Origin of the sequence: Lysinibacillus sp. NPDC097868 (assembly GCF_044761135.1) — a bacterium.
Lineage (GTDB): Bacteria > Bacillota > Bacilli > Bacillales_A > Planococcaceae > Lysinibacillus.
Genome location: NZ_JBIWBS010000001.1, coordinates 2050268 through 2068676 on the forward strand (window position 1 = coordinate 2050268; position 18409 = coordinate 2068676).

The 18409-nt window shown below is 37.0% G+C and carries 17 protein-coding genes and 1 pseudogene; 6 read left to right on the plus strand and 12 right to left on the minus strand.

From position 1 onward, the window contains the following. Positions 1–24: 24 nt before the first annotated feature. From ACIQXJ_RS10180 to ACIQXJ_RS10195, 4 genes are all read right to left on the minus strand, one after another. The gene (locus ACIQXJ_RS10180; RefSeq protein WP_340824993.1) at positions 25–1227 is read right to left on the minus strand and encodes an NAD(P)-dependent malic enzyme; all 1203 of its coding nucleotides are present in this window, start codon (positions 1225–1227) and stop codon (positions 25–27) included. 643 nt (positions 1228–1870) lie between these two features. Beyond that, positions 1871–2701, minus strand: a complete 831-nt coding sequence (locus tag ACIQXJ_RS10185; protein ID WP_403052935.1) for an MBL fold metallo-hydrolase — start codon at positions 2699–2701, stop codon at positions 1871–1873. A gap of 152 nt (positions 2702–2853) precedes the next feature. Continuing rightward, positions 2854–3663, minus strand: a complete 810-nt coding sequence (locus ACIQXJ_RS10190; RefSeq protein WP_403052938.1) for a sulfurtransferase — start codon at positions 3661–3663, stop codon at positions 2854–2856. Between the two features lie 10 nt (positions 3664–3673). Continuing rightward, a complete protein-coding gene (locus ACIQXJ_RS10195; protein WP_403052941.1) occupies positions 3674–7285 on the minus strand; it encodes a dynamin family protein in 3612 nt (1203 codons plus the stop codon). Between the two features lie 383 nt (positions 7286–7668). Between ACIQXJ_RS10195 and ACIQXJ_RS10200 the strand changes: the two genes are divergently transcribed. Both ACIQXJ_RS10200 and ACIQXJ_RS10205 read left to right on the plus strand, forming a co-directional pair. Continuing rightward, positions 7669–8094, plus strand: coding sequence for a DUF4183 domain-containing protein (locus tag ACIQXJ_RS10200; protein ID WP_403052944.1), 426 nt, complete (start codon positions 7669–7671; stop codon positions 8092–8094). A gap of 25 nt (positions 8095–8119) precedes the next feature. Beyond that, the gene (locus ACIQXJ_RS10205; RefSeq protein WP_403052947.1) at positions 8120–8440 is read left to right on the plus strand and encodes a DUF4183 domain-containing protein; all 321 of its coding nucleotides are present in this window, start codon (positions 8120–8122) and stop codon (positions 8438–8440) included. A 141-nt stretch (positions 8441–8581) separates the two neighbouring features. Here the strand turns inward: ACIQXJ_RS10205 and ACIQXJ_RS10210 are convergent, their stop codons facing one another. From ACIQXJ_RS10210 to ACIQXJ_RS10235, 6 genes are all read right to left on the minus strand, one after another. Then, the gene (locus ACIQXJ_RS10210) at positions 8582–9316 is read right to left on the minus strand and encodes a 5-oxoprolinase subunit PxpA (protein WP_403052950.1); all 735 of its coding nucleotides are present in this window, start codon (positions 9314–9316) and stop codon (positions 8582–8584) included. Between the two features lie 2 nt (positions 9317–9318). Then, on the minus strand, positions 9319–10176 hold the full coding sequence (locus ACIQXJ_RS10215) for a 5-oxoprolinase subunit C family protein (RefSeq protein ID WP_403052952.1): 858 nt from the start codon (positions 10174–10176) through the stop codon (positions 9319–9321). Between the two features lie 3 nt (positions 10177–10179). Next, positions 10180–10878 carry a 5-oxoprolinase subunit PxpB gene (gene pxpB, locus ACIQXJ_RS10220; RefSeq protein WP_403052955.1) on the minus strand — a complete coding sequence of 233 codons (699 nt, stop codon included), beginning with the start codon at positions 10876–10878 and terminating at the stop codon, positions 10180–10182. After that, positions 10859–11476: a pyroglutamyl-peptidase I gene (locus ACIQXJ_RS10225; RefSeq protein WP_403052958.1), complete on the minus strand. Its 618-nt coding sequence runs from the start codon at positions 11474–11476 to the stop codon at positions 10859–10861. Before ACIQXJ_RS10225 ends, pxpB begins: the two co-directional genes overlap by 20 nt. A gap of 327 nt (positions 11477–11803) precedes the next feature. Next, the gene (locus ACIQXJ_RS10230) at positions 11804–12334 is read right to left on the minus strand and encodes a hypothetical protein (RefSeq protein WP_340825010.1); all 531 of its coding nucleotides are present in this window, start codon (positions 12332–12334) and stop codon (positions 11804–11806) included. Between the two features lie 19 nt (positions 12335–12353). Beyond that, positions 12354–12683, minus strand: coding sequence for a hypothetical protein (locus ACIQXJ_RS10235; RefSeq protein WP_402760034.1), 330 nt, complete (start codon positions 12681–12683; stop codon positions 12354–12356). Between the two features lie 398 nt (positions 12684–13081). Between ACIQXJ_RS10235 and ACIQXJ_RS10240 the strand changes: the two genes are divergently transcribed. The 4 genes from ACIQXJ_RS10240 (at position 13082) to ACIQXJ_RS10255 (ending at position 16120) form a co-directional block, all read left to right on the plus strand. Further along, complete coding sequence (locus tag ACIQXJ_RS10240) at positions 13082–13549, plus strand: chemotaxis protein CheX (RefSeq protein ID WP_401008054.1); 468 nt, start codon at positions 13082–13084, stop codon at positions 13547–13549. A gap of 244 nt (positions 13550–13793) precedes the next feature. Then, positions 13794–13916: a hypothetical protein gene (locus ACIQXJ_RS10245; RefSeq protein ID WP_255639709.1), complete on the plus strand. Its 123-nt coding sequence runs from the start codon at positions 13794–13796 to the stop codon at positions 13914–13916. 70 nt (positions 13917–13986) lie between these two features. Continuing rightward, positions 13987–14478, plus strand: coding sequence for a cupredoxin domain-containing protein (locus ACIQXJ_RS10250; RefSeq protein ID WP_172770986.1), 492 nt, complete (start codon positions 13987–13989; stop codon positions 14476–14478). Next, positions 14465–16120, plus strand: a complete 1656-nt coding sequence (locus tag ACIQXJ_RS10255; RefSeq protein ID WP_403052961.1) for a b(o/a)3-type cytochrome-c oxidase subunit 1 — start codon at positions 14465–14467, stop codon at positions 16118–16120. Before ACIQXJ_RS10250 ends, ACIQXJ_RS10255 begins: the two co-directional genes overlap by 14 nt. 58 nt (positions 16121–16178) lie before the next feature. Here ACIQXJ_RS10255 and ACIQXJ_RS10260 read toward each other — a convergent pair. Together ACIQXJ_RS10260 and ACIQXJ_RS10265 are read right to left on the minus strand one after the other, a co-directional pair. After that, positions 16179–16447 (minus strand): annotated as a pseudogene (locus tag ACIQXJ_RS10260) (carboxypeptidase M32); the annotation flags it as partial. Positions 16448–16631: 184 nt separating this feature from the next. Beyond that, complete coding sequence (locus ACIQXJ_RS10265) at positions 16632–18038, minus strand: YfcC family protein (RefSeq protein WP_403052964.1); 1407 nt, start codon at positions 18036–18038, stop codon at positions 16632–16634. Positions 18039–18409: the final 371 nt, after the last annotated feature.

Sequence of the window (18409 nt, forward strand, 5' to 3'; positions counted from 1 at the left end):
TCGTCTAAAACAACTTTCTAACATTTAAACAGAAAGTACCGTTTGTTGCTGGAATAACTCAGATACACCAGATGCAACAGCTGCCCCACTGACAGCACGTGAAACAATTTCAACAACACGCTCATCTAATGATTTCGGCACGATATATTCCTCCGTTAATTCTGCATCACTAACAAGGGAAGCAATGGCTTCTACTGCCGCTAACTTCATATCCTCATTAATATCTGTTGCACGGACATCTAGTGCGCCACGGAAAATTCCTGGGAAAGCTAGCACATTATTAATTTGATTTGGATAGTCTGATCGCCCAGTACCCATAATACGAACGCCCCAAGCTTTAGCATTTTCATACGTAATTTCTGGATTCGGGTTTGCTAATGCAAAGACAACCGGATTTTCATTCATAGATGTAATATGTGCTTCTGTTAATAAATTCGCAACAGACACGCCGATAAAGACATCTGCACCTACTAGTGCGTCTTCCAACGTACCATGAATTTTTTCTGGATTAGTTAAATGTGCAACTGCCTCTTTAATCGGGTTCATACCTTCCGCGCGACCTTCATAAATAATCCCTTTTGTATCGCACATATAAATATTTTTATACCCCATTTGCACAAGAATACGTAAAATGGCGATGCCTGCTGCACCCGCACCATTAATGACTACTTTCATCGTCGCAACATCTTTTTTAACGATTCGATTCGCATTAATCATGCCCGCTCCTACAACTATTGCTGTGCCATGTTGATCATCATGAAATACTGGAATATCGCATTCTTGACGTAGACGATCTTCAATTTCAAAGCAACGTGGTGCCGAAATATCTTCTAAATTAACAGCACCAAATGTTGGCGCAAGCGCCTTCACAATGCTGACGATTTCATCTGTGCTTTTTGTATCTAAACAAATTGGAAAAGCATCAACATTGGCAAAACGCTTTAATAAAATCGCCTTTCCTTCCATAACAGGTAGTGCTGCCTTCGGTCCAATATCCCCTAAACCTAACACTGCCGTCCCATCCGAAACAATCGCAACCATATTGCCCTTCATTGTATAGTCATAGACAAGAGATGGATTTTTTTCAATTTCGATACATGGTGCCGCTACACCTGGTGAATATGCAAGACTAAGGTCATAAGAGTCTTGTACAGGAACCTTTGAAATCACCTCTAATTTTCCACTATAATGTGCATGCATGTCTAACGCCTTTTTCATAATATCCATTCTATCCGCCCCTTTTTATGTTTTTATTGTATGTCAGAATCATAATACTTTGTGAAATAACAGTCAACGAAAATAACTCAAAAAGCAAAATTTTCTTTGATAAATCAACGTTATTCATCGATAATTACAAAATTTCGTTTTGTTATGTATTTCACAATCTATTATACCAAAATAATAAACAACCTCTTTTACCTTTGCTAGAATGCACTTATATCGGCACTAAGCCTGTTCAACTTTTCACATAGTATTTTTCTACAGTAAATGAGAAGAATTTCACAAACTTATGTAAGCGCATCCATTGCTACAACTATCTTTGCCACATTTTCTTCACATTTTTTCACAAACATTTTTATTATTTTTTAGAAAATATTTTACGTACAAACGTTTCCTCTCAAGCAAAAAGTGAATGTTTCCCCTACTTCACCCTAAAAAACATAAAAAAAGAGACCTTAGCACAAGGACTCTCAGCGTGTTGACAAAAGGTTGCTCAACTCATTATGTTTTATTCAGTTGATTGGAGTGGAGAGCGGCGACTCCTGCTGGAACGCACAAAATGTAAGACACAACAAACCGTGCATTAGCAAGGATTGTGGCTTACTGTATACCCTTGGAAAGCGTCCGCTCGCTACGGAATCAACAGACTTTAGCGTAAAGACTCTTGCATAAATTGATTCGTAAAAGCCGTAATAATATGTTTGGACGACCATTGTTCTCCCGATACTTTAGTAATCGGGTAATCTCTACGAAAGATTGCTTTCGTTATATCATCTACTGAGTAGCCACGTTCATAGAGCTTACGAACTTCTCCCTCCAGCTCTTCTAAATAGGCAATTTTTTCGATAATTTTTGCCCGACCATCTGGTAGATAACCTGCATGGCAGCAATAGACCTTTTCAAAATCATAATGTAGTAGTTTTTTTAACGATGCCAAAGTATGTACAACATTTTCCTCATCAAGTACAACTTTTGTTTTCGTTTGAATATATAAATCACCTGTAAACATGGCACCTGTTGCACGATTATAAAAAGACAAATGATCTGTTGTATGTCCTGGCGTAGCAATAATATCCCATGTAGCCGATTTTGTTTCAAGCGTGTCACGAAACGACTGTGCAATAAACGCTGGTCGCTGTCCCCATAGCGCTTGACGATACAACTGATAGTTTCCATCTTGGGCACAATCCGCAACTGACTCATGATGAACATAAATTGGAACACCCATATGTTGCTGAATCCATGCAGCATTACCTGAATGATCCTCATGCGAATGAGTCAAGGCAACTTGTTCAATCGGCAGCTCTCGAAAAAATGATTGAAACTCCTCTGTAAGTGAGTTCGAACCCGTATCAATTAGTAAGCCATCCACATAAAAGCTATACACACTCATGCCAATACCTTGAACAGCTACCTTCCCATGCGCATATCGCACATCATCATTCTGTTCAATATCAATGCTTTTCTCTAGTTTAAACATATTTTCTCCCCCTTACCCTTTGTAAAAAAAGTGTAGCACAAAATGAATAGCGAGTCATTTTTTGGCGTATGTTACCATTTGTTACACGGACTAGCCTTCTATCTTGAAGAAAGAAAAAAACGCCCACTAAAGTGAGCGTTTGTTATTTTCAATTATTCATTTGTTCCTGTTTCTACATCATAAGCTGTAATCCAGTCACTGAAGCTACCTGTATAGAGCTGAATATTTTCGTAGCCTTCATCTGCAAGCACTGCATAGAGCGGTGATGCTGTGACACCACTACCACAATACACAACAATATGTTCATCATGTGCAACTTTTGCACGCAGCGCATCATTGGCTTGTAGTGTATTTTCTACCTTTAATTGCTCCCAATCAAAGTTTTTAGCAGTTGGAATATGGCCAGCTACTTTATCGAGTGGTTCAACCTCACCACGGTAGCGAGCAGCGGCACGAGCATCTAATAGCGTTGCTGACTGCGCTCCATCTACAATGGCCTTCACTGCTTCACGTGGTGCATAAAGATGATCTTGCCAATTAAAGTCGATTGTCGTTGGGGCATATTTGACAATATCCTTTGTGAAAGTTACTTTGTTTTCAAGCGCTGCCACTCCTCCGTTGACAATTACGACATTCGGGAAGCCTGCATACGTTAGCATCCACCAAGCGCGGGGTGCGAACGGTGATGCCCCCTGATCATAAACGGCAATTTGATCCTCATAGCGGAGGCCTAAATCTTGAAACACAGACGTTAGCTTTTCCTTACATGGCATCGGATGACGGCCATTTTCACTTGTCATATCCGATAAATCCTGCTCTAAATCTAGGTACACGGCACCAGGTGCATGACCTGCTTCAAATGCTTGTTTCCCTGATTCTTTGTTTTGTAAATCATAGCGAGCATCCACAAAACGAACATTATCAACTTGAATTTCCTCAACTGTTTTGAATACTTTTCCCATGTGAATCACCTCATGCGTATTGTAGTTGTGCGTAAATAGATTTCCACGATGCTAGTCGACTTTCTTCTTGTAATGCAAGTCGTTCAGTAGCGATTTGCTCTAATGCCTGATGGTATATATGCAGACGTAATCTTTCTGCTTCCTCACTGATAAAGGTAATTGCCCAAGTCATTAGAGATACTTTTTGTCCATCTAAATAGTTTTGTGCATCCGGTTTTGTTAATGCTTCTAACGCTTCACTTAGCTTCATTTTTTCATTTTTCTCAAAGAATGCTTTTTGATTGCGGAAATGCGATTTCACACTTGCATATTTTGAAATTTCAGCAAACGGACCTTCAAATGCTAATAAATCTGGCTCTGATGATTCAAATGCTAAAAACGAGAAACTACGGTTCATTTCTTTCAACTCACGTACTTCATCTTTAAAGCGCAGTTGCATTTTCTTACTAATAAATTGTGATAAGCGGAAGTTTGTAACACGCATTTCCTGTGTAAAGTCAAAACGTAAGCTTTGTAACACTTCTTTCAACGCATGTTCCAACGCTTGCTGTGCAGGCATAGCGGCAAAAGTTGAAGGATTATAGCCTTCCTTAAAGAATTCAGGGTAGCGATAATAGACACGCTGTAAGACGTAATACAATAACTCATCAAGTTCCTGCTTTGTCTCACTTTCCATCATGCTAGTATTTAACGCATTAAACTTAGATTTAACGTGCTGTTCAAGCGTTGTTAGCTCCGCCAAACGTTCATCTTTACGTTTTAAGTTTTCCTCTGTTTGAGCAATTAAATCCCCTAAACGTTGCTCTGTTTTATCAACTTCCTCTGCAAGTGCTTGCACCGCCAATGCACTTAGTTCGTCATTTAAGAATGTATGGAAAGCATCCTCAAACGGAGGCATACCGGATGCAAATGACCCACCCTCTACTTTTTCTTTTAAAGCCATTAAGCTTGATACCCCGTATAGACGAGGGAAACGAATGCCAAAGCGTTGTAATTCCGAACGAACATAGCCTTTGACATCTTCTTGCTCTTCTTCTGTCGTTGCCAAATCAATTGCATTGACGATAAAGAACATTTTATCCAGCTCAAATGCGTCTTTGACACGGCCTAATTGGATTAAGAACTCACGGTCAGCTTTCGCAAATGCATGATTATAGTACGTAATAAATAAAATGGCATCTGCATTACGAATATATTCAAAAGCAACCCCAGTGTGACGTGCATTGATTGAATCTGCTCCTGGCGTATCAACAAGTGTTACACCCATACGCGTTATCGGACTATCATAGTAGAAGTCAATATTATCTACGAAGCATGATTTATTTTCTTGTGCGACAAATTTTTCAAATTCTTCTCGCTCTACACGTAAAACTTGACCTAGTTCTGATTTAAACGTTGGGTAGCCTTCTTTGTATGCACGGATAAACGATTTATGCACATTTAATCGCTCATCTGTAAGCTGTACCGCAAGTCCCTCATCTGCGCGGTTAAACGCTTCTTCTAACGATGCAACGGTTAAACCAATTGCCTCATATGAACCTTGGATATCCTCAAGCATTTGTGCAGTAGTTTTTAGCTGGACATCTGCTGTTTCATGAGGATGCTCTGGTGTCACTGGTCGAATTTTATTTATTGCCGCTGTTGTTGGGTTAGGTGATACAGGTAACACATTTGCACCCATTAGTGCATTAGAGAATGAAGATTTCCCAGCACTAAACGCACCGAATAATGCAATCGTAAAATCTTTTTTCTGTAATCGCTCTACTTTGTTTTCTAAATAACTTGCTACTTCAGCAAAGCCTTGTACTTCTTTTACTGCATTTGCTGTATGCAATGCACGCTTAATCACACCATCAATTGGCAAGCTCGCAGCACTTACCGCCTGCTGCGCTTCCTCTTGCTGCATGATCTCTTCTTTTGGCTTTAACATGGAGTCGTCAAATATTCGAATATCAGCCAAGTCTTGCTCAAACGCTTTATCCCAAACTTCGAGCTGATAATTCGCTTCTTTCCGAATTTCATTGCTTGCTTGATGCATTACACCTGCACTATATTGCTGATAGCCTTCGATTTCTAGCACTGCTTGAATGGCATCTACTTTCGCTTGCATCCCAGCCATTTTCAACTTAGATGGAGCAGCGGTTTCAGTTGCAACAGCTTGTAACGTTGTTGCTTGTGCATCTTTCCAGACATCTGTTTCTTGAATAAAATAACGCTTTGTTGCCTCCGCAACACGGTTGGCAAAATTGAGAACTGCATCTCCAGTTAATATTGCCCCGACTTGCACTTGTTGTTCAATCAATGAAAATGGTAAATCAAACACATAGGCATCCACTGCTTGTGCGCGCTCTTCACTTAAAGCACCGACATCTTTTAATGCTTTTTTCATTAGTGCTTTTAAGTGACCCGTAATTTGTGCATGGACAACTGTTTGATAGGCACTATACGCATCCTCTTTACGACGATTGCGTTCCTCCTCGGTTTTTTTCTTTGCTGAAAATAAACCGCCTACTTTAAACCCTTCCTGCTTACTTTCTAAATAAAGACGTAATTTATCACGTACATCTGCTGGCATTATTGCCGCATTCGCAAGTAATTCTTTACGTTCTTCTTCGAAAGTTTCATTCCAAGCTTCCACTGAGAATAATTCTACTTGACGACTTAATTTATTATATTGCTCTAATATATCTTGATGGTGTGCCCAATCATCTGCACTCAATATGTCCTCATCAATCTCTAAACGATCTTGCTTTTCTTCCATTAAATAATTGTCATGCTCGCTTTGCAATAAACGCAGCGTATTTGTCGCTGTATGAACAAGCTGATCTTGCCAATCATTCATACTATCCATGACGATTTTTTTGACAGCTTCAAAATCATTATTTGGATGCTCTGGCTCTCTTAAAGAAGTGAAAAACACACCCTTTGGCTCTACGCCCCAAGCAGAGAACGAATTGTGGACAGTTGCTTTAAATTCGTCAAAGCTTAATTCATTTTCTTTATGCTTATCAATCATATTAACGATTAAATAGACATTTGGATTGTATTTCATTAATTGTTTAGTAAATTGAAAGTTCAACTCCGATTGAACATGATTATAGTCCATTGTATAGAATACAATATCTGCAATATGGAGTGCTGATTCTGTAGACATGCGGTGCGCATCATCTGTTGAGTCTACACCTGGTGTATCCATAACCGTTACGCCAATTGGTAATGTAGACGCACTATGACCAATTTCAATTTGCGATACAAGATCCCCATTTTTACTAAGCTCTTTTACGGTTTTAAAATCATACCCTGCTTCAAACTTAACTGGCTTTTCATTGTGCATATAGACAATGGCAAAATCCTCTTCGGATTTATGGACCTTTACGATATTAGCACTCGTCGGAATCGGACTGGAAGCAAGTAAATTCTCACCAGATAAAGCGTTAATCATACTTGATTTACCAGCAGAGAAATGGCCAGCAAAGCCAATGACATACTCTTTTTGTTGTAATTTACGTGCAAATAGTGACGTCTTATCCATACGCTCTGTATCACCGTTATGCTGATATATTATGTATTGTAACGAAGCTTGCTTTAAAAGCCCTTCCAGTTGTTGTTCAAATTCTTTCATAAAACGTAAACCCCTTTACCCTTTTAATTATTCACAATTAGTATTCTACCTTATTAGATATGCAAAGTATAACACTAATTTACTTTGAAAAGCATATATATCAAGGTTTCAGACGTAATATTCGTCAACAAAGTCATGTTTATCCAAAATGACATTGCACGATTGTTCTAAAAAAATCTACTACATTTACCCTCACAATGGATGCATAACTAAGTTTCTTGTGATTTTTTTCATATTTTAGAAGAATAGCGAACTATGAAAAGCTGAATAACAATACCAACTTAATTATTAACTCCCTTTAATATTTCAAAGCACAAAATAAGAAAAGTTTTCAAGAAGATAGGAGCAAGGGGCACAAATAAATTAAAGGAGTGATTATATATATGGTAAAGGAAAAAGATTGTCGTCAGATTATTCATTTATGTGACTGTGAAGATAGATTTATATGGCCACGTATAACAGCTCTTAATGTCCCTGTTATTGCACCTCCTCCCATCATTGTTTCCGATGAAAGAATTATACCTAAAGTGAATAGATATTTTTATATAGTGACATCAGATATTCATTTGACGAACGGGGTCACACTTGCCGCTAATCTATTTTCAGATGACAACGGAGCAACAGTAACAGAATTTTCCATAGAACATCCAAATGGCTATGTAAATCTCTTTATTAATGCCGTCATGCAAGAAGGTGGGATTTATTCCGTATCTTCGACTTCCCTAAGCTTAAATGCTGATAACGCAACCATTTATAGAGGGACGCCAATTATTATCGAATCTATTGGTTTTTTTACTGAAGTGAACTAAAACTTTTGAAAGGAGGTGAACGTACATGGCGCTTTCCATTATTAATATCAATGTCAATGTTTCTAGCACATCCACAAGGTTTTTCAATATTTTAGCTACCCCGCTCGCAATTACAGATGGTACAACGCTTGCTGCAACAACTTTTTTAACTGACAGCGGTACTGCAGCAACTGCTTTCCCAGTCATAATTAATGGGTACTATAATTTATATATCAATGGTGTGCTACAGGAAGGTGATTCCTATTCAGTTTCCTCAACTGAACTAACTTTTAACATAGTTACAGCTTCTATCGCCGCTGGAACTCCAATAATTATTGAAGCTGTTGAATTATCGACTATTATTTAATCAATCGTAGAATTTCAGTCTGCTTATTTTGCTATTAAATACAGCAATTAAGTATGCGATATAACTATTAGCTATGTTATCTGTATGGATGCTCTAAATTAATTTAATGCCTATGTTAGGGCATCCATACTACCTATTCACTTATCCTATTTGTTTTCTTAATTCATAAATTTTTTTTGCATAGGCTAGTGCATGTGGGCCATCTCCATGTATACATAATGTTTGCGCAGAAATCTTGATTTTCTTTTGTTGCACCGACATTACTTCATTCGAAGTCAAAATACTTTTGACATGAACGAACATTTCTTCCTCAGTTTGAATTATCGCATTTGCGTCTTCTCGACTTACTAACGTACCGTCTTCATTGTAATTACGATCTGAAAAAACTTCCTCGTATACTCGTAAACCCTTCTTCTTTGCAATTTTCACCATTTCACTACCAGCCAAACAATATAAAACATAAGTTGGATTTAGATCATATACTGCATTGACAATAGCTGTTGCTTTTTCTATATTATTAGCACTTTGATTATAGAGCGCTCCATGTGGCTTCACATGATGAAGTGCTCCTTTTTCCACTGAAACAAATGCTTGCAAAGCTCCTACCTGATAAACGATCATATTATATATTTCATCTGCACTAAAATCCATATTCCGTCGGCCAAATCCTTGAAGATCAGGATATCCTGGATGAGCTCCAATAAGAACGTTTTTTCGGATGGCATTTCGTACAGTCTTATGCATAATGGTATGATTCCCTGCATGATAACCACAAGCAATATTGATTGACGTCACATAGTCTAAAATTTCTTCATCTTTGTCTAGTGTAAAAGCATCCATACTTTCACCTATATCGCAATTAATATCAATTGGCATATCTATTCCTCCATTAATGCAAATCTTATTGTGTTAAACATGCGCATTTGAGCAACTTTATGTAAATCATCTTCGTGTATTGTTGCAATGATTGGATAGCCGCCAACCGTTTGGGCATCTGCCATTAAAACAATAGGCTCACCACTTTGTGGAACTTGAATTGTCCCATATTGGGTTGCTTCTGAAAGAATGTCTTTTATGTCTTTTAAATGTAGGGCGTTACCTTTGAAATAATAGCCCATACGATTTCCACCAGCAAACTGATATGAGTTATTCAAAAATTGTTGTTTACTCTCTTCTGTAAATAAATCAAAATGAGGACCTTTAAAAATTCTTACTGTAATAGCTGTATTAACTATAGGACGAAAAGGTGCATATAACCCTCTTGTAAATCGTAACGTCTCTCCGTTCTGTCCATATAAGATACTTCCTACATTAATCGCATTACCGACGATGGGTAAGCATGACTTACTACCAAGTATTGAATCTATTTGAAAGCCACCTTTAGGCGTGAGATATACAATAGAGCCATGGTTGACACTTTTTATTGATAAAATATCTCCCTTTATTAATTGAAAGGTTTTCCACATTTCAATAGGGCTACCATTTACTAAACAATTACAAGTTGCGCCAGTCAATACATAAGTTCCCTCATTTAAAGCTTGAAATTCAAAACCACCTATAAACATTTCAAATGACGTTTGGTCTTTCTCATTATTTAAAATATTATGGGCAACTCGAAATGATATTTTGTCCATTGGCCCAGATAGAGGAATACCATACGCACGGTAGCCGTATCTCCCTTGATCTTGCAGGCTCCCATAAACACCTTGTTTTTTAACCATAAGAAGTGGCTTCATTTGCTACACTCCTTTACTTTTTATTTCTAAAAACGCTTGTTTAGTAATTTCATAAAATTGTACTTGATCTCCGAGAGAAAAGATAAAGGTGTCTTTCCTATGAATATCAAATAAATTGACTGGCGTTTTACCGAGAATATTCCATCCACCTGGGGAATCGAGCGGATAAATCCCTGTTTGTAACCCTCCAATTCCTACAGAACTTGCAGACACGAAATTCCGTGGCTTTTTTAATCGAGGTACAAATAATTTGCTATCTAACTCACCTAAGTATGGAAACCCAGGTAAAAAGCCGATTAAATACACACTATATGATTTAGACATGTGCATTTTTTTTATGTCCTCAAATGATAAACCTGTATAATCCATCACACGGTACATATCCAAAGCGAATTCCTCATCGTAACAAACTGGAATTTGTAGCTGACGATTTGTTCCTTCATCGACTTGAGAGGTAATTTGCATGAAAAGCCATTGTTCTTGTAAAAAAACTAAATCAATTTTGTCTTTAACATATGCTGTAACAGTATGATAGCTAGCTACACTTTCAATAAGATTTGAATGTAGTACTTTTTTTAGAAAGCTATTAAACTTTTGCACAATAAGAAAATTTTCTTGTGATATTACTTCATTAAAGGCAAAACGGATCGTGTGTCGACTAATCCACATTGTATGAGGAAACTCAATTATTTGTTGTTGCATGAATTGTTTCCTCGATACAAAGCTTAATGCAAGTTATTAAATCTTGAATGTTCCAACCCGGTATTTTCCCATGCTGTATAGCTAATTCGAAAGATGCAGGAATATGAATAAATCCAGCACGAATTCCTTCATGTTGCGTTGCATAAACTAGCCCTTCATACATGATGTTATTGCATAAATAGGTACCCGCGGTATTTGAAATTTCTGCAGGATATCCTTCTTTACATAATCGATCAACCATACTTCGAATAGGTAAATTTGTAATATACGCATCCTCACCACCATCATATATGCTTTCATCTACAGGTGTATAGCCATTATTATCAGGCTCTCCATCTTTAACATTAATGGCAATTCGCTCTGGTGTTATTTTAAAACGCCCTCCAGCTAATCCTAATGAAATAATAATTTCAGGCTTTATATCCGCAATATATTGCTTCAACTGCTGTGCGGATTGCTGAAAATCTACGGATAGAGTACGTCCCACAATTTCATAGCCTTCCATCAAACTTCCGTTTAAATATTCAACAATTTGCATAGTGGGATTAATTTTATAATCTAAAAATGGTACAAATCCAGTTAATAATATTTTTGTCATATTCATCACCTAAATTTCTATTGAACGTAGCTTTAGTGCCCATCCATTTTTATTTTGTTTTTTTACTTTAGTAGATATGGCTTCTTGTTGTAGAGAAATTTTCTTTTTAATTCTAACAAACAACGGCAACAAATACTCTTCATGCTATGAAATAATTTTATTTTTCTAAATTTTTTTCTTATCTATTAAATTATCGATTGCTCATTTTATTCATATCCAAATTGAAGCCGCAAATTGTAAAATTCCATAAATAAAAGAGTATGACACAAGTCATACTCTCAGATTTTAGACAAAAGAATTCTATAGATTAAAGTAATAAATGATAGTTCACCAATTTTTGTTTATCCAAGCTTCTTTAGGAACTTGTTGCTTATAAGAAGTCACTACTACATCTCCAGCTTTATCAAGTACTAAAGTAGTTTGAGTTGGTGAATGATAAAGAATTTTCGCTCCCGTATTTTTATCTACATATTTTGTTCCATACGCCATTGCGGATGCAAAATGCCTCTCAGTAATACCTCTTTGAGCAGCTCTTTCAGCTGCATGCTTAGATACTTTCTTTACAGCCTGTTTTCCTACCCATTTGGCAACTAATCTTATTACGACCCCAATAACAATAGGTACAAAAGGAAGAGCCCTTGCTTGAATTTGAGATTCTACCGAATCATTGTCAGAACCTTCATTATCATCCGAATCATCCAGAAATATCGCCCAATCAAAACCTTCAACACCCTCATGGTAATCAACTATGTAATCATCTTCATCAAAAACTTCTTCATCATTAGCATAACTTACAGTTGTCCCAATAGTAGCAAATAAAAGAGTAAAAACCATAAAATGAACAATTACTTTTTTCATTTAGATTATTCCTTTCTATTTAATTACTATCCAAATACATAGTAGAAGGTTGAAATACAATATTAATATTTTTCAACTCATTTATCACTTTTTCTGTTAATTTAAGCCCTACTTCATTATGTTGTTTTTCTAAATTTTCACCTCCAACAATTAAGCTATCAGAATCACATTTTACCCAAACACCATAATCATTTATCCATGATCTTAGCTGTATCTTTAAAGAAGGAGAAATTTCCATTTTATCCATATCCAAGTTAAAGCCACAAACCTTACACCATAACGGATCAGAACCAAAATCTGCTTCCACTTTTATTTGCACAAGTTCTTTACAATTACATAATGAATCCATAAATAACTCCACTCCTGAAATTTTTACGTTAATTAAAGAGTATGACGCAGGTCATACTCTTTAGGTATATATTCATTTATAGTAAAAAATGTTGAAAACAAGAGCACTAACGAAAGCGCTATTATTTTAAATGTGCAGTCGCCTGTTTCATGACGTATTTCCCCACTCCAATATAAATAGCAACTGTTGCTCCGATCAATACGAATGTCATTGCTGACCGCCCCTTTTCTTATAAATAGTAAGCTAAAGCAACGAATGCCGTAGCGTGAATTAACTGATTTTGAAAATCATTCTCATTAATATAATATAAATTTCGCCTTATTTCGTCAAGACATACTTTCATCTTACCCTTTTAACATGGTAAGATGTAGAAAAGTCGGAAAAAGGATGCGGTAATGATGAGTAATTCGAAGTACTTTCAAACTATTTTAAACGGGACAATCCATGCATTAAAAACGATTCTCCCTATGGATATTCAAGTGAAAACGCCAAGTATTATTTCTGAGCCCTTTCAACAACAGCAAATGGGTGTGTTAATTGGCCTTATTGGAGATGTAAAGGGACGTGTAATTATAGATTCCTCCCCTGACATATTTAGTGGTATCGGCAGCTCTATGTTCGGCATGCCACTTGAAGGCGAAATGTTAGAGTCTTTTACTGGCGAATTCGGAAACATGATTGCAGGTAATCTATGTACTGCAGTAGGACAAGAAAGCCTAGATATAGATATTACACCACCAACTGTAATGGTTGGAAACACAAAATTATACGGTTTTGAAAAAGCATTTGTACTACCCGTTACTATTCCAGACGTTGGTGCATTAACAGTATTACTAACGATTGAGGAAGAAGTAATAAGAACATAAGCTTGATTCTTTCAAACTATACATTCTATGCAATTATAGCTAGTATTTATGAATACGAAATCGTTATCTGCATAAAAAGGAGTTGGCTCATATTTGAGTCAGCTCCTTTCGTATTTCAACTAATATTTCACATTTTTTTCACACAATCCACTCGGTTGTGTGATTTTTTTCACATCAAAAAGAATTGATTTACAATATCATGACTTTAAGAAAGCCACTATGAAAGCGTAGGAGGGAGTAAAAAATGGCCAACAAAAAAAAGTCAGAAGATAATCTAAAAGGTTCACTTTATGGAGTGTTTGGTATCGGCTTTATCATAATTTTAATTTGGATTTACTGCTTCAATTTATTCATTGAGCGCTTTTAATTTTATTAGCAAAAAGAACTATTCCGTCAACAAGATGTAAGTAATACGACAGAGGAAGGACGACAGAGATATGCATATACATAAATACGAAAAGTACTGGCTTGTATTTGGAGTAGCTACTTTAGTTGCATTTCTTATTATTCTTGGTATTGGTGCGTTTCACCAAGGCTCTCATCCAAACAGTAATAAGAAAACCATCGATTATGAAAAAGTGAAAGAAATTGCACCGTTTACGAATCCAGGTGTACACAAAGTAGAAGGTAAGGATTGGGATTACGAAGTTGTCATTTTAGCATCTGCTTTCTTTTACAATCCACCCGAAATTGAAGTGCCACTTGGTTCAAAGGTAAAATTTATCGCGACAAGTGAAGACGTTATACATGGATTTGAAATCGCAGGTACAAATATTAACATGATGCTTGAACCTGGTTATATATCTGAATATGTAGCTGAAATCAATCAAGCTGGGGAATTTTTAATAGTATGTAATGAATACTGCGGTACAGGACATACGCTTATGCATTCTATGCTAAAGGTGGTGGATCCAAATGAGTCTAAATAATAATTTGACAAAGGTGGATCGTCGTGATGCGAAACTTGCACTTGCCCATATTTATGTGGCATTTATCGCATTATTATTAGGTGGTCTAGCTGGATTATTACAAGTTTTTGTACGTTCAGGACAATTCACATTGCCAGCAGGTATTGGTTATTATCAAGTATTAACTGTTCACGGCGTATTACTCGGTCTTATTTTAACAACATTCTTTATATTCGGTTTCCAAATTGCTGGGGTTAGCCGAACATCTGGTACACTTTCAGATAAACAACGATTACTTGGCTGGATCGGTTTTTGGTTAATGACTATCGGTACAGCAGCAGCTGCAGTCATGGTGCTATTAAATAAAGCAACTGTTCTTTATACTTTTTACGCTCCATTGCAAGCACATTGGATTTTCTATCTCGGTTTAACGCTCGTAGTAGTCGGCTCTTGGATTGGCGCGGCAGGACAAATTTTACGTTACGTTCAGTGGCGGAAAGAACATAAAGGCCAAACGTCTCCCCTATTATCTTTTATGGTTGTAGTCAATAATTTACTGTGGTTCGTGGCCTCTTTAGGTGTAGCAGTTTCTGTTTTATTCCAACTGTTACCTTGGTCTCTTGGTCTCATTGAACGTGTAGATGTGTTATTGTCTCGGACATTATTCTGGTATTTTGGTCACGCGCTCGTTTATTTCTGGTTATTGCCTGCCTATATGGTATGGTATGTTGTTATTCCAAAAGTCATTGGCGGGAAAGTTTTCTCTGACTCATTAGCTCGCTTATCATTTATGCTGTTTTTAATCTTCTCTGTACCGGTTGGTTTACATCACCAATTAACAGAGCCAGGAATCGATACAACATGGAAATTCATTCAAGTTGTTTTAACAATGGCCGTTGTTGTCCCTTCCTTAATGACAGCATTCTCTCTATTCGCAACGTTTGAATTACGTGGCCGCGAACTTGGAGGTAAAGGTATTTTTGGTTGGTTTAAAAAATTACCGTGGAAAGATGCACGCTTCTTAGTTCCGTTCATTGGTATGCTATCATTCATCCCTGGTGGTGCAGGCGGTATTGTCAATGCATCCTATCAAATGAACCAACTCATCCATAATACAATTTGGGTTACTGGACACTTCCATTTAACATTTGCTAGTGCAGTAGTGTTAACATACTTCGGTGCAGCGTTCTGGTTAATTCCTCATTTAACTGGTCGTACACTAACGAAGTCGTTAAATTCACTTGGTATTGTTTCGGGTGTTTTATGGGGCGTGGGCATGACTATTATGTCCGGTGCAATGCATATTGCAGGATTAATCGGTGCTCCTCGTCGCTCTGACTACTCAGAGTATGGCGGTGCTCAACAAGCGTATGATTGGATTCCATATCAAATTGCACAAGCTGTTGGCGGTACTATTTTATTCATAGCGATTTTAGTCATTACGTACATCGTAATAAAATTAGTTTGGTTTGCGCCAAAAGGTGAAGAGGAATTCCCTATTGGTCCGATCCATGAAAGCAGTGGTCCAACACCACCAATTCTTGAAAACTTTAAAGTATGGCTTGTAATTTTAGTAGCATTAATCATATTTGCTTACACAATACCAATCTTTGATATTATCTCTAACTCACCAGCTGGCTCAAAAGGCTTCAAGCTTTGGTAAACCGTTTTTTTAAAAGCAACAAGCGATTTCTCGTTGTAGAGAAATCGCTTGTTTTGTATAACTGATATAGCTTTATATATTTATCTTGTAAGTAAGTTTGCAAGATACTTTGCATTTAAGCCTTCCCCTGTCTCCTCTTGTAGTAACTCAAACGGCTTTTTCAACGCACCGTATTGATGTATTTTCTCTGTTAGCCACTCCCGAATTGGCAGAAGCTCGCCTTTTGCCTGTAAGTCATCATTGTTTGGAAGATCTTTATCCATTGCCCGCATAAATCATCCCTAATGCGTAGGATGGGAAGTAGCCAAACATCCCCCCTGTCCAGTACACGTCAGCAAAACGCCCTTTATATGTTGAAGCAAGCCGTTAAGCGTTTAAAAGCTGAAGAGAGAGTCATCCTAACGTATGAAAGCAAAATTAAAAAACCTGAATCCAATACAATACCGGACTCAGATCTTAGAACTTGCTTAAATTATTTGTCTAACTTTTGTGGGTCAGATTACTTCATGTTTTAAGTGATTCCTATGGCTACCGCAACAATTAACGCTAGACAAGCAATAACTATCCAACCAAGTATCATCTTCCAAATAAATTTAATCCACTTTTCATATGGGATACCTGCAACAGCTAAATACGCCATTAATGCCGATGAAGTAGGGATAATAGAGTTTGTTAGGGAATCCCCATATTGAAAGGCTAAAACAGCCACTTGTCGTTCTAATCCTAATAAATCAGTAATTGGAATCATAATTGGCATTGTTGCTGCCGCCTGTCCACTGCCTGATGAAATAAATAAATTTAAAAGTGCTTGGATAATTAACATGCCGATTGCGCTAATAGCATGTGGTAAATGTCCAATTGTTTCAGATGCTGCATACACGATCGTATCAATAATTTTCCCCTGTTCCAAAACAACTGTAATGGCACGGGCAAAGCCTACAATTAAAGCACCAAACGTTACAGCCTTAGCTCCCTCAATAAAGGAATCAAAGATAGTGGCAGGTTTTAAACCACCAATTAATCCTGCAACTAACCCCATAATTAAAAAGGATGCAGTTAGCTGTGTTAAGAACCAGCCCCAATTAAAGACACCATAAATATTAAAGCCAATTCCACAAGCCATGACAATAAATACAAATTTATGCTTTCCAGTTAATGTAGGAATGTCAATCACTGATACATTGGATTTAGCTTTTTGCTCAATATCATAAATAACGCTTGCCCGTGGATTCTTTTTCACCTTAAAAGCATAGCGAGATACATAGAAAATAGCAAAACCTAATACAAAAACATAGACTACTGCACGGAAGCCAATCCCTGAGAATAATGGTACATCTGCTAATGATTGCGCAACACCTACTGTAAAGGGATTAAGCATTCCTCCAAAAAATCCACTGGCAGCACCAAGTGTGATCATGGCTGTTCCTGTTACAGCATCAAAGCCCATCGCGCGTGCAATGGCCACACCAATTGGTACGAAAATAATTGTTTCTTCTGCCATTCCCATTGTAAAACCACCAACAGAGAATAAAATCATCGATAAAGGAATAAGTAATTTTTCTCTGCCTTCTAAAGCTTTTACCCCTTTATAGACACCAGCTTCAATGGCACCTGTTGAATGAATAATTCCAAATACACCACTAACTAAGAAAATGTAGAAAATAATTTGAGCTCCTTTTTCAAGCCCCATTGGAATCGCTGTAAACATTTCGAAAAATGAAACTGGATCACTCTCAATATGATGATAGCTTCCATCTACAACGAGCATTCGCCCTTCATCATCTTCGACACGATCAAACTCACCTGCTGGAATAATATAACTTAAAATACCTGCTAAAAAAATAATAGCAAAAATAATTGTATATGTATGCGGTACTTTGAGCCAACTCCTCTTCTTTACGCTCTGTTCATTTTCCATTAAATCACACGCCTTTCATAGATTTAGACATATCACAACACTGTCGTTTTATGTCGTTAATAGAGAATAAATATACAGGAGTTAGAATTCTTTGTAAAGTCTCAATTTTCCCTTATTTCAAAACTAAATTGTATGTTGCCTTACCAAGCTTTCTCGTACGACCTTGATAATTATAGGATGCTTCTACCTGCTAACTTAAAAAATTTATGCTCGATTTACAAATTAATAAAGCATTCATTAGATCGAAGTAAAAGATTCATAAAGAGCTAATTCCTCTGTAGAAAACCCTTCAAACACTGAACATAATCCTCAAAGTGTTCACTCATAACTACACAATATTTGGATATTTAATGTGTCCATGATCTTTTGTT

Coding starts and splice junctions, on each gene's coding strand:
- ACIQXJ_RS10180 (WP_340824993.1), bottom strand. CDS start 1,227: ATGGATATTATGAAAAAGGCGTTAGACATGCATGCACATTATAGTGGA.
- ACIQXJ_RS10185 (WP_403052935.1), bottom strand. CDS start 2,701: ATGTTTAAACTAGAGAAAAGCATTGATATTGAACAGAATGATGATGTG.
- ACIQXJ_RS10190 (WP_403052938.1), bottom strand. CDS start 3,663: ATGGGAAAAGTATTCAAAACAGTTGAGGAAATTCAAGTTGATAATGTT.
- ACIQXJ_RS10195 (WP_403052941.1), bottom strand. CDS start 7,285: ATGAAAGAATTTGAACAACAACTGGAAGGGCTTTTAAAGCAAGCTTCG.
- ACIQXJ_RS10200 (WP_403052944.1), top strand. CDS start 7,669: ATGGTAAAGGAAAAAGATTGTCGTCAGATTATTCATTTATGTGACTGT.
- ACIQXJ_RS10205 (WP_403052947.1), top strand. CDS start 8,120: ATGGCGCTTTCCATTATTAATATCAATGTCAATGTTTCTAGCACATCC.
- ACIQXJ_RS10210 (WP_403052950.1), bottom strand. CDS start 9,316: ATGCCAATTGATATTAATTGCGATATAGGTGAAAGTATGGATGCTTTT.
- ACIQXJ_RS10215 (WP_403052952.1), bottom strand. CDS start 10,176: ATGAAGCCACTTCTTATGGTTAAAAAACAAGGTGTTTATGGGAGCCTG.
- pxpB (WP_403052955.1), bottom strand. CDS start 10,878: ATGCAACAACAAATAATTGAGTTTCCTCATACAATGTGGATTAGTCGA.
- ACIQXJ_RS10225 (WP_403052958.1), bottom strand. CDS start 11,476: ATGACAAAAATATTATTAACTGGATTTGTACCATTTTTAGATTATAAA.
- ACIQXJ_RS10230 (WP_340825010.1), bottom strand. CDS start 12,334: ATGAAAAAAGTAATTGTTCATTTTATGGTTTTTACTCTTTTATTTGCT.
- ACIQXJ_RS10235 (WP_402760034.1), bottom strand. CDS start 12,683: ATGGATTCATTATGTAATTGTAAAGAACTTGTGCAAATAAAAGTGGAA.
- ACIQXJ_RS10240 (WP_401008054.1), top strand. CDS start 13,082: ATGAGTAATTCGAAGTACTTTCAAACTATTTTAAACGGGACAATCCAT.
- ACIQXJ_RS10245 (WP_255639709.1), top strand. CDS start 13,794: ATGGCCAACAAAAAAAAGTCAGAAGATAATCTAAAAGGTTCACTTTAT.
- ACIQXJ_RS10250 (WP_172770986.1), top strand. CDS start 13,987: ATGCATATACATAAATACGAAAAGTACTGGCTTGTATTTGGAGTAGCT.
- ACIQXJ_RS10255 (WP_403052961.1), top strand. CDS start 14,465: ATGAGTCTAAATAATAATTTGACAAAGGTGGATCGTCGTGATGCGAAA.
- ACIQXJ_RS10265 (WP_403052964.1), bottom strand. CDS start 18,038: ATGGAAAATGAACAGAGCGTAAAGAAGAGGAGTTGGCTCAAAGTACCG.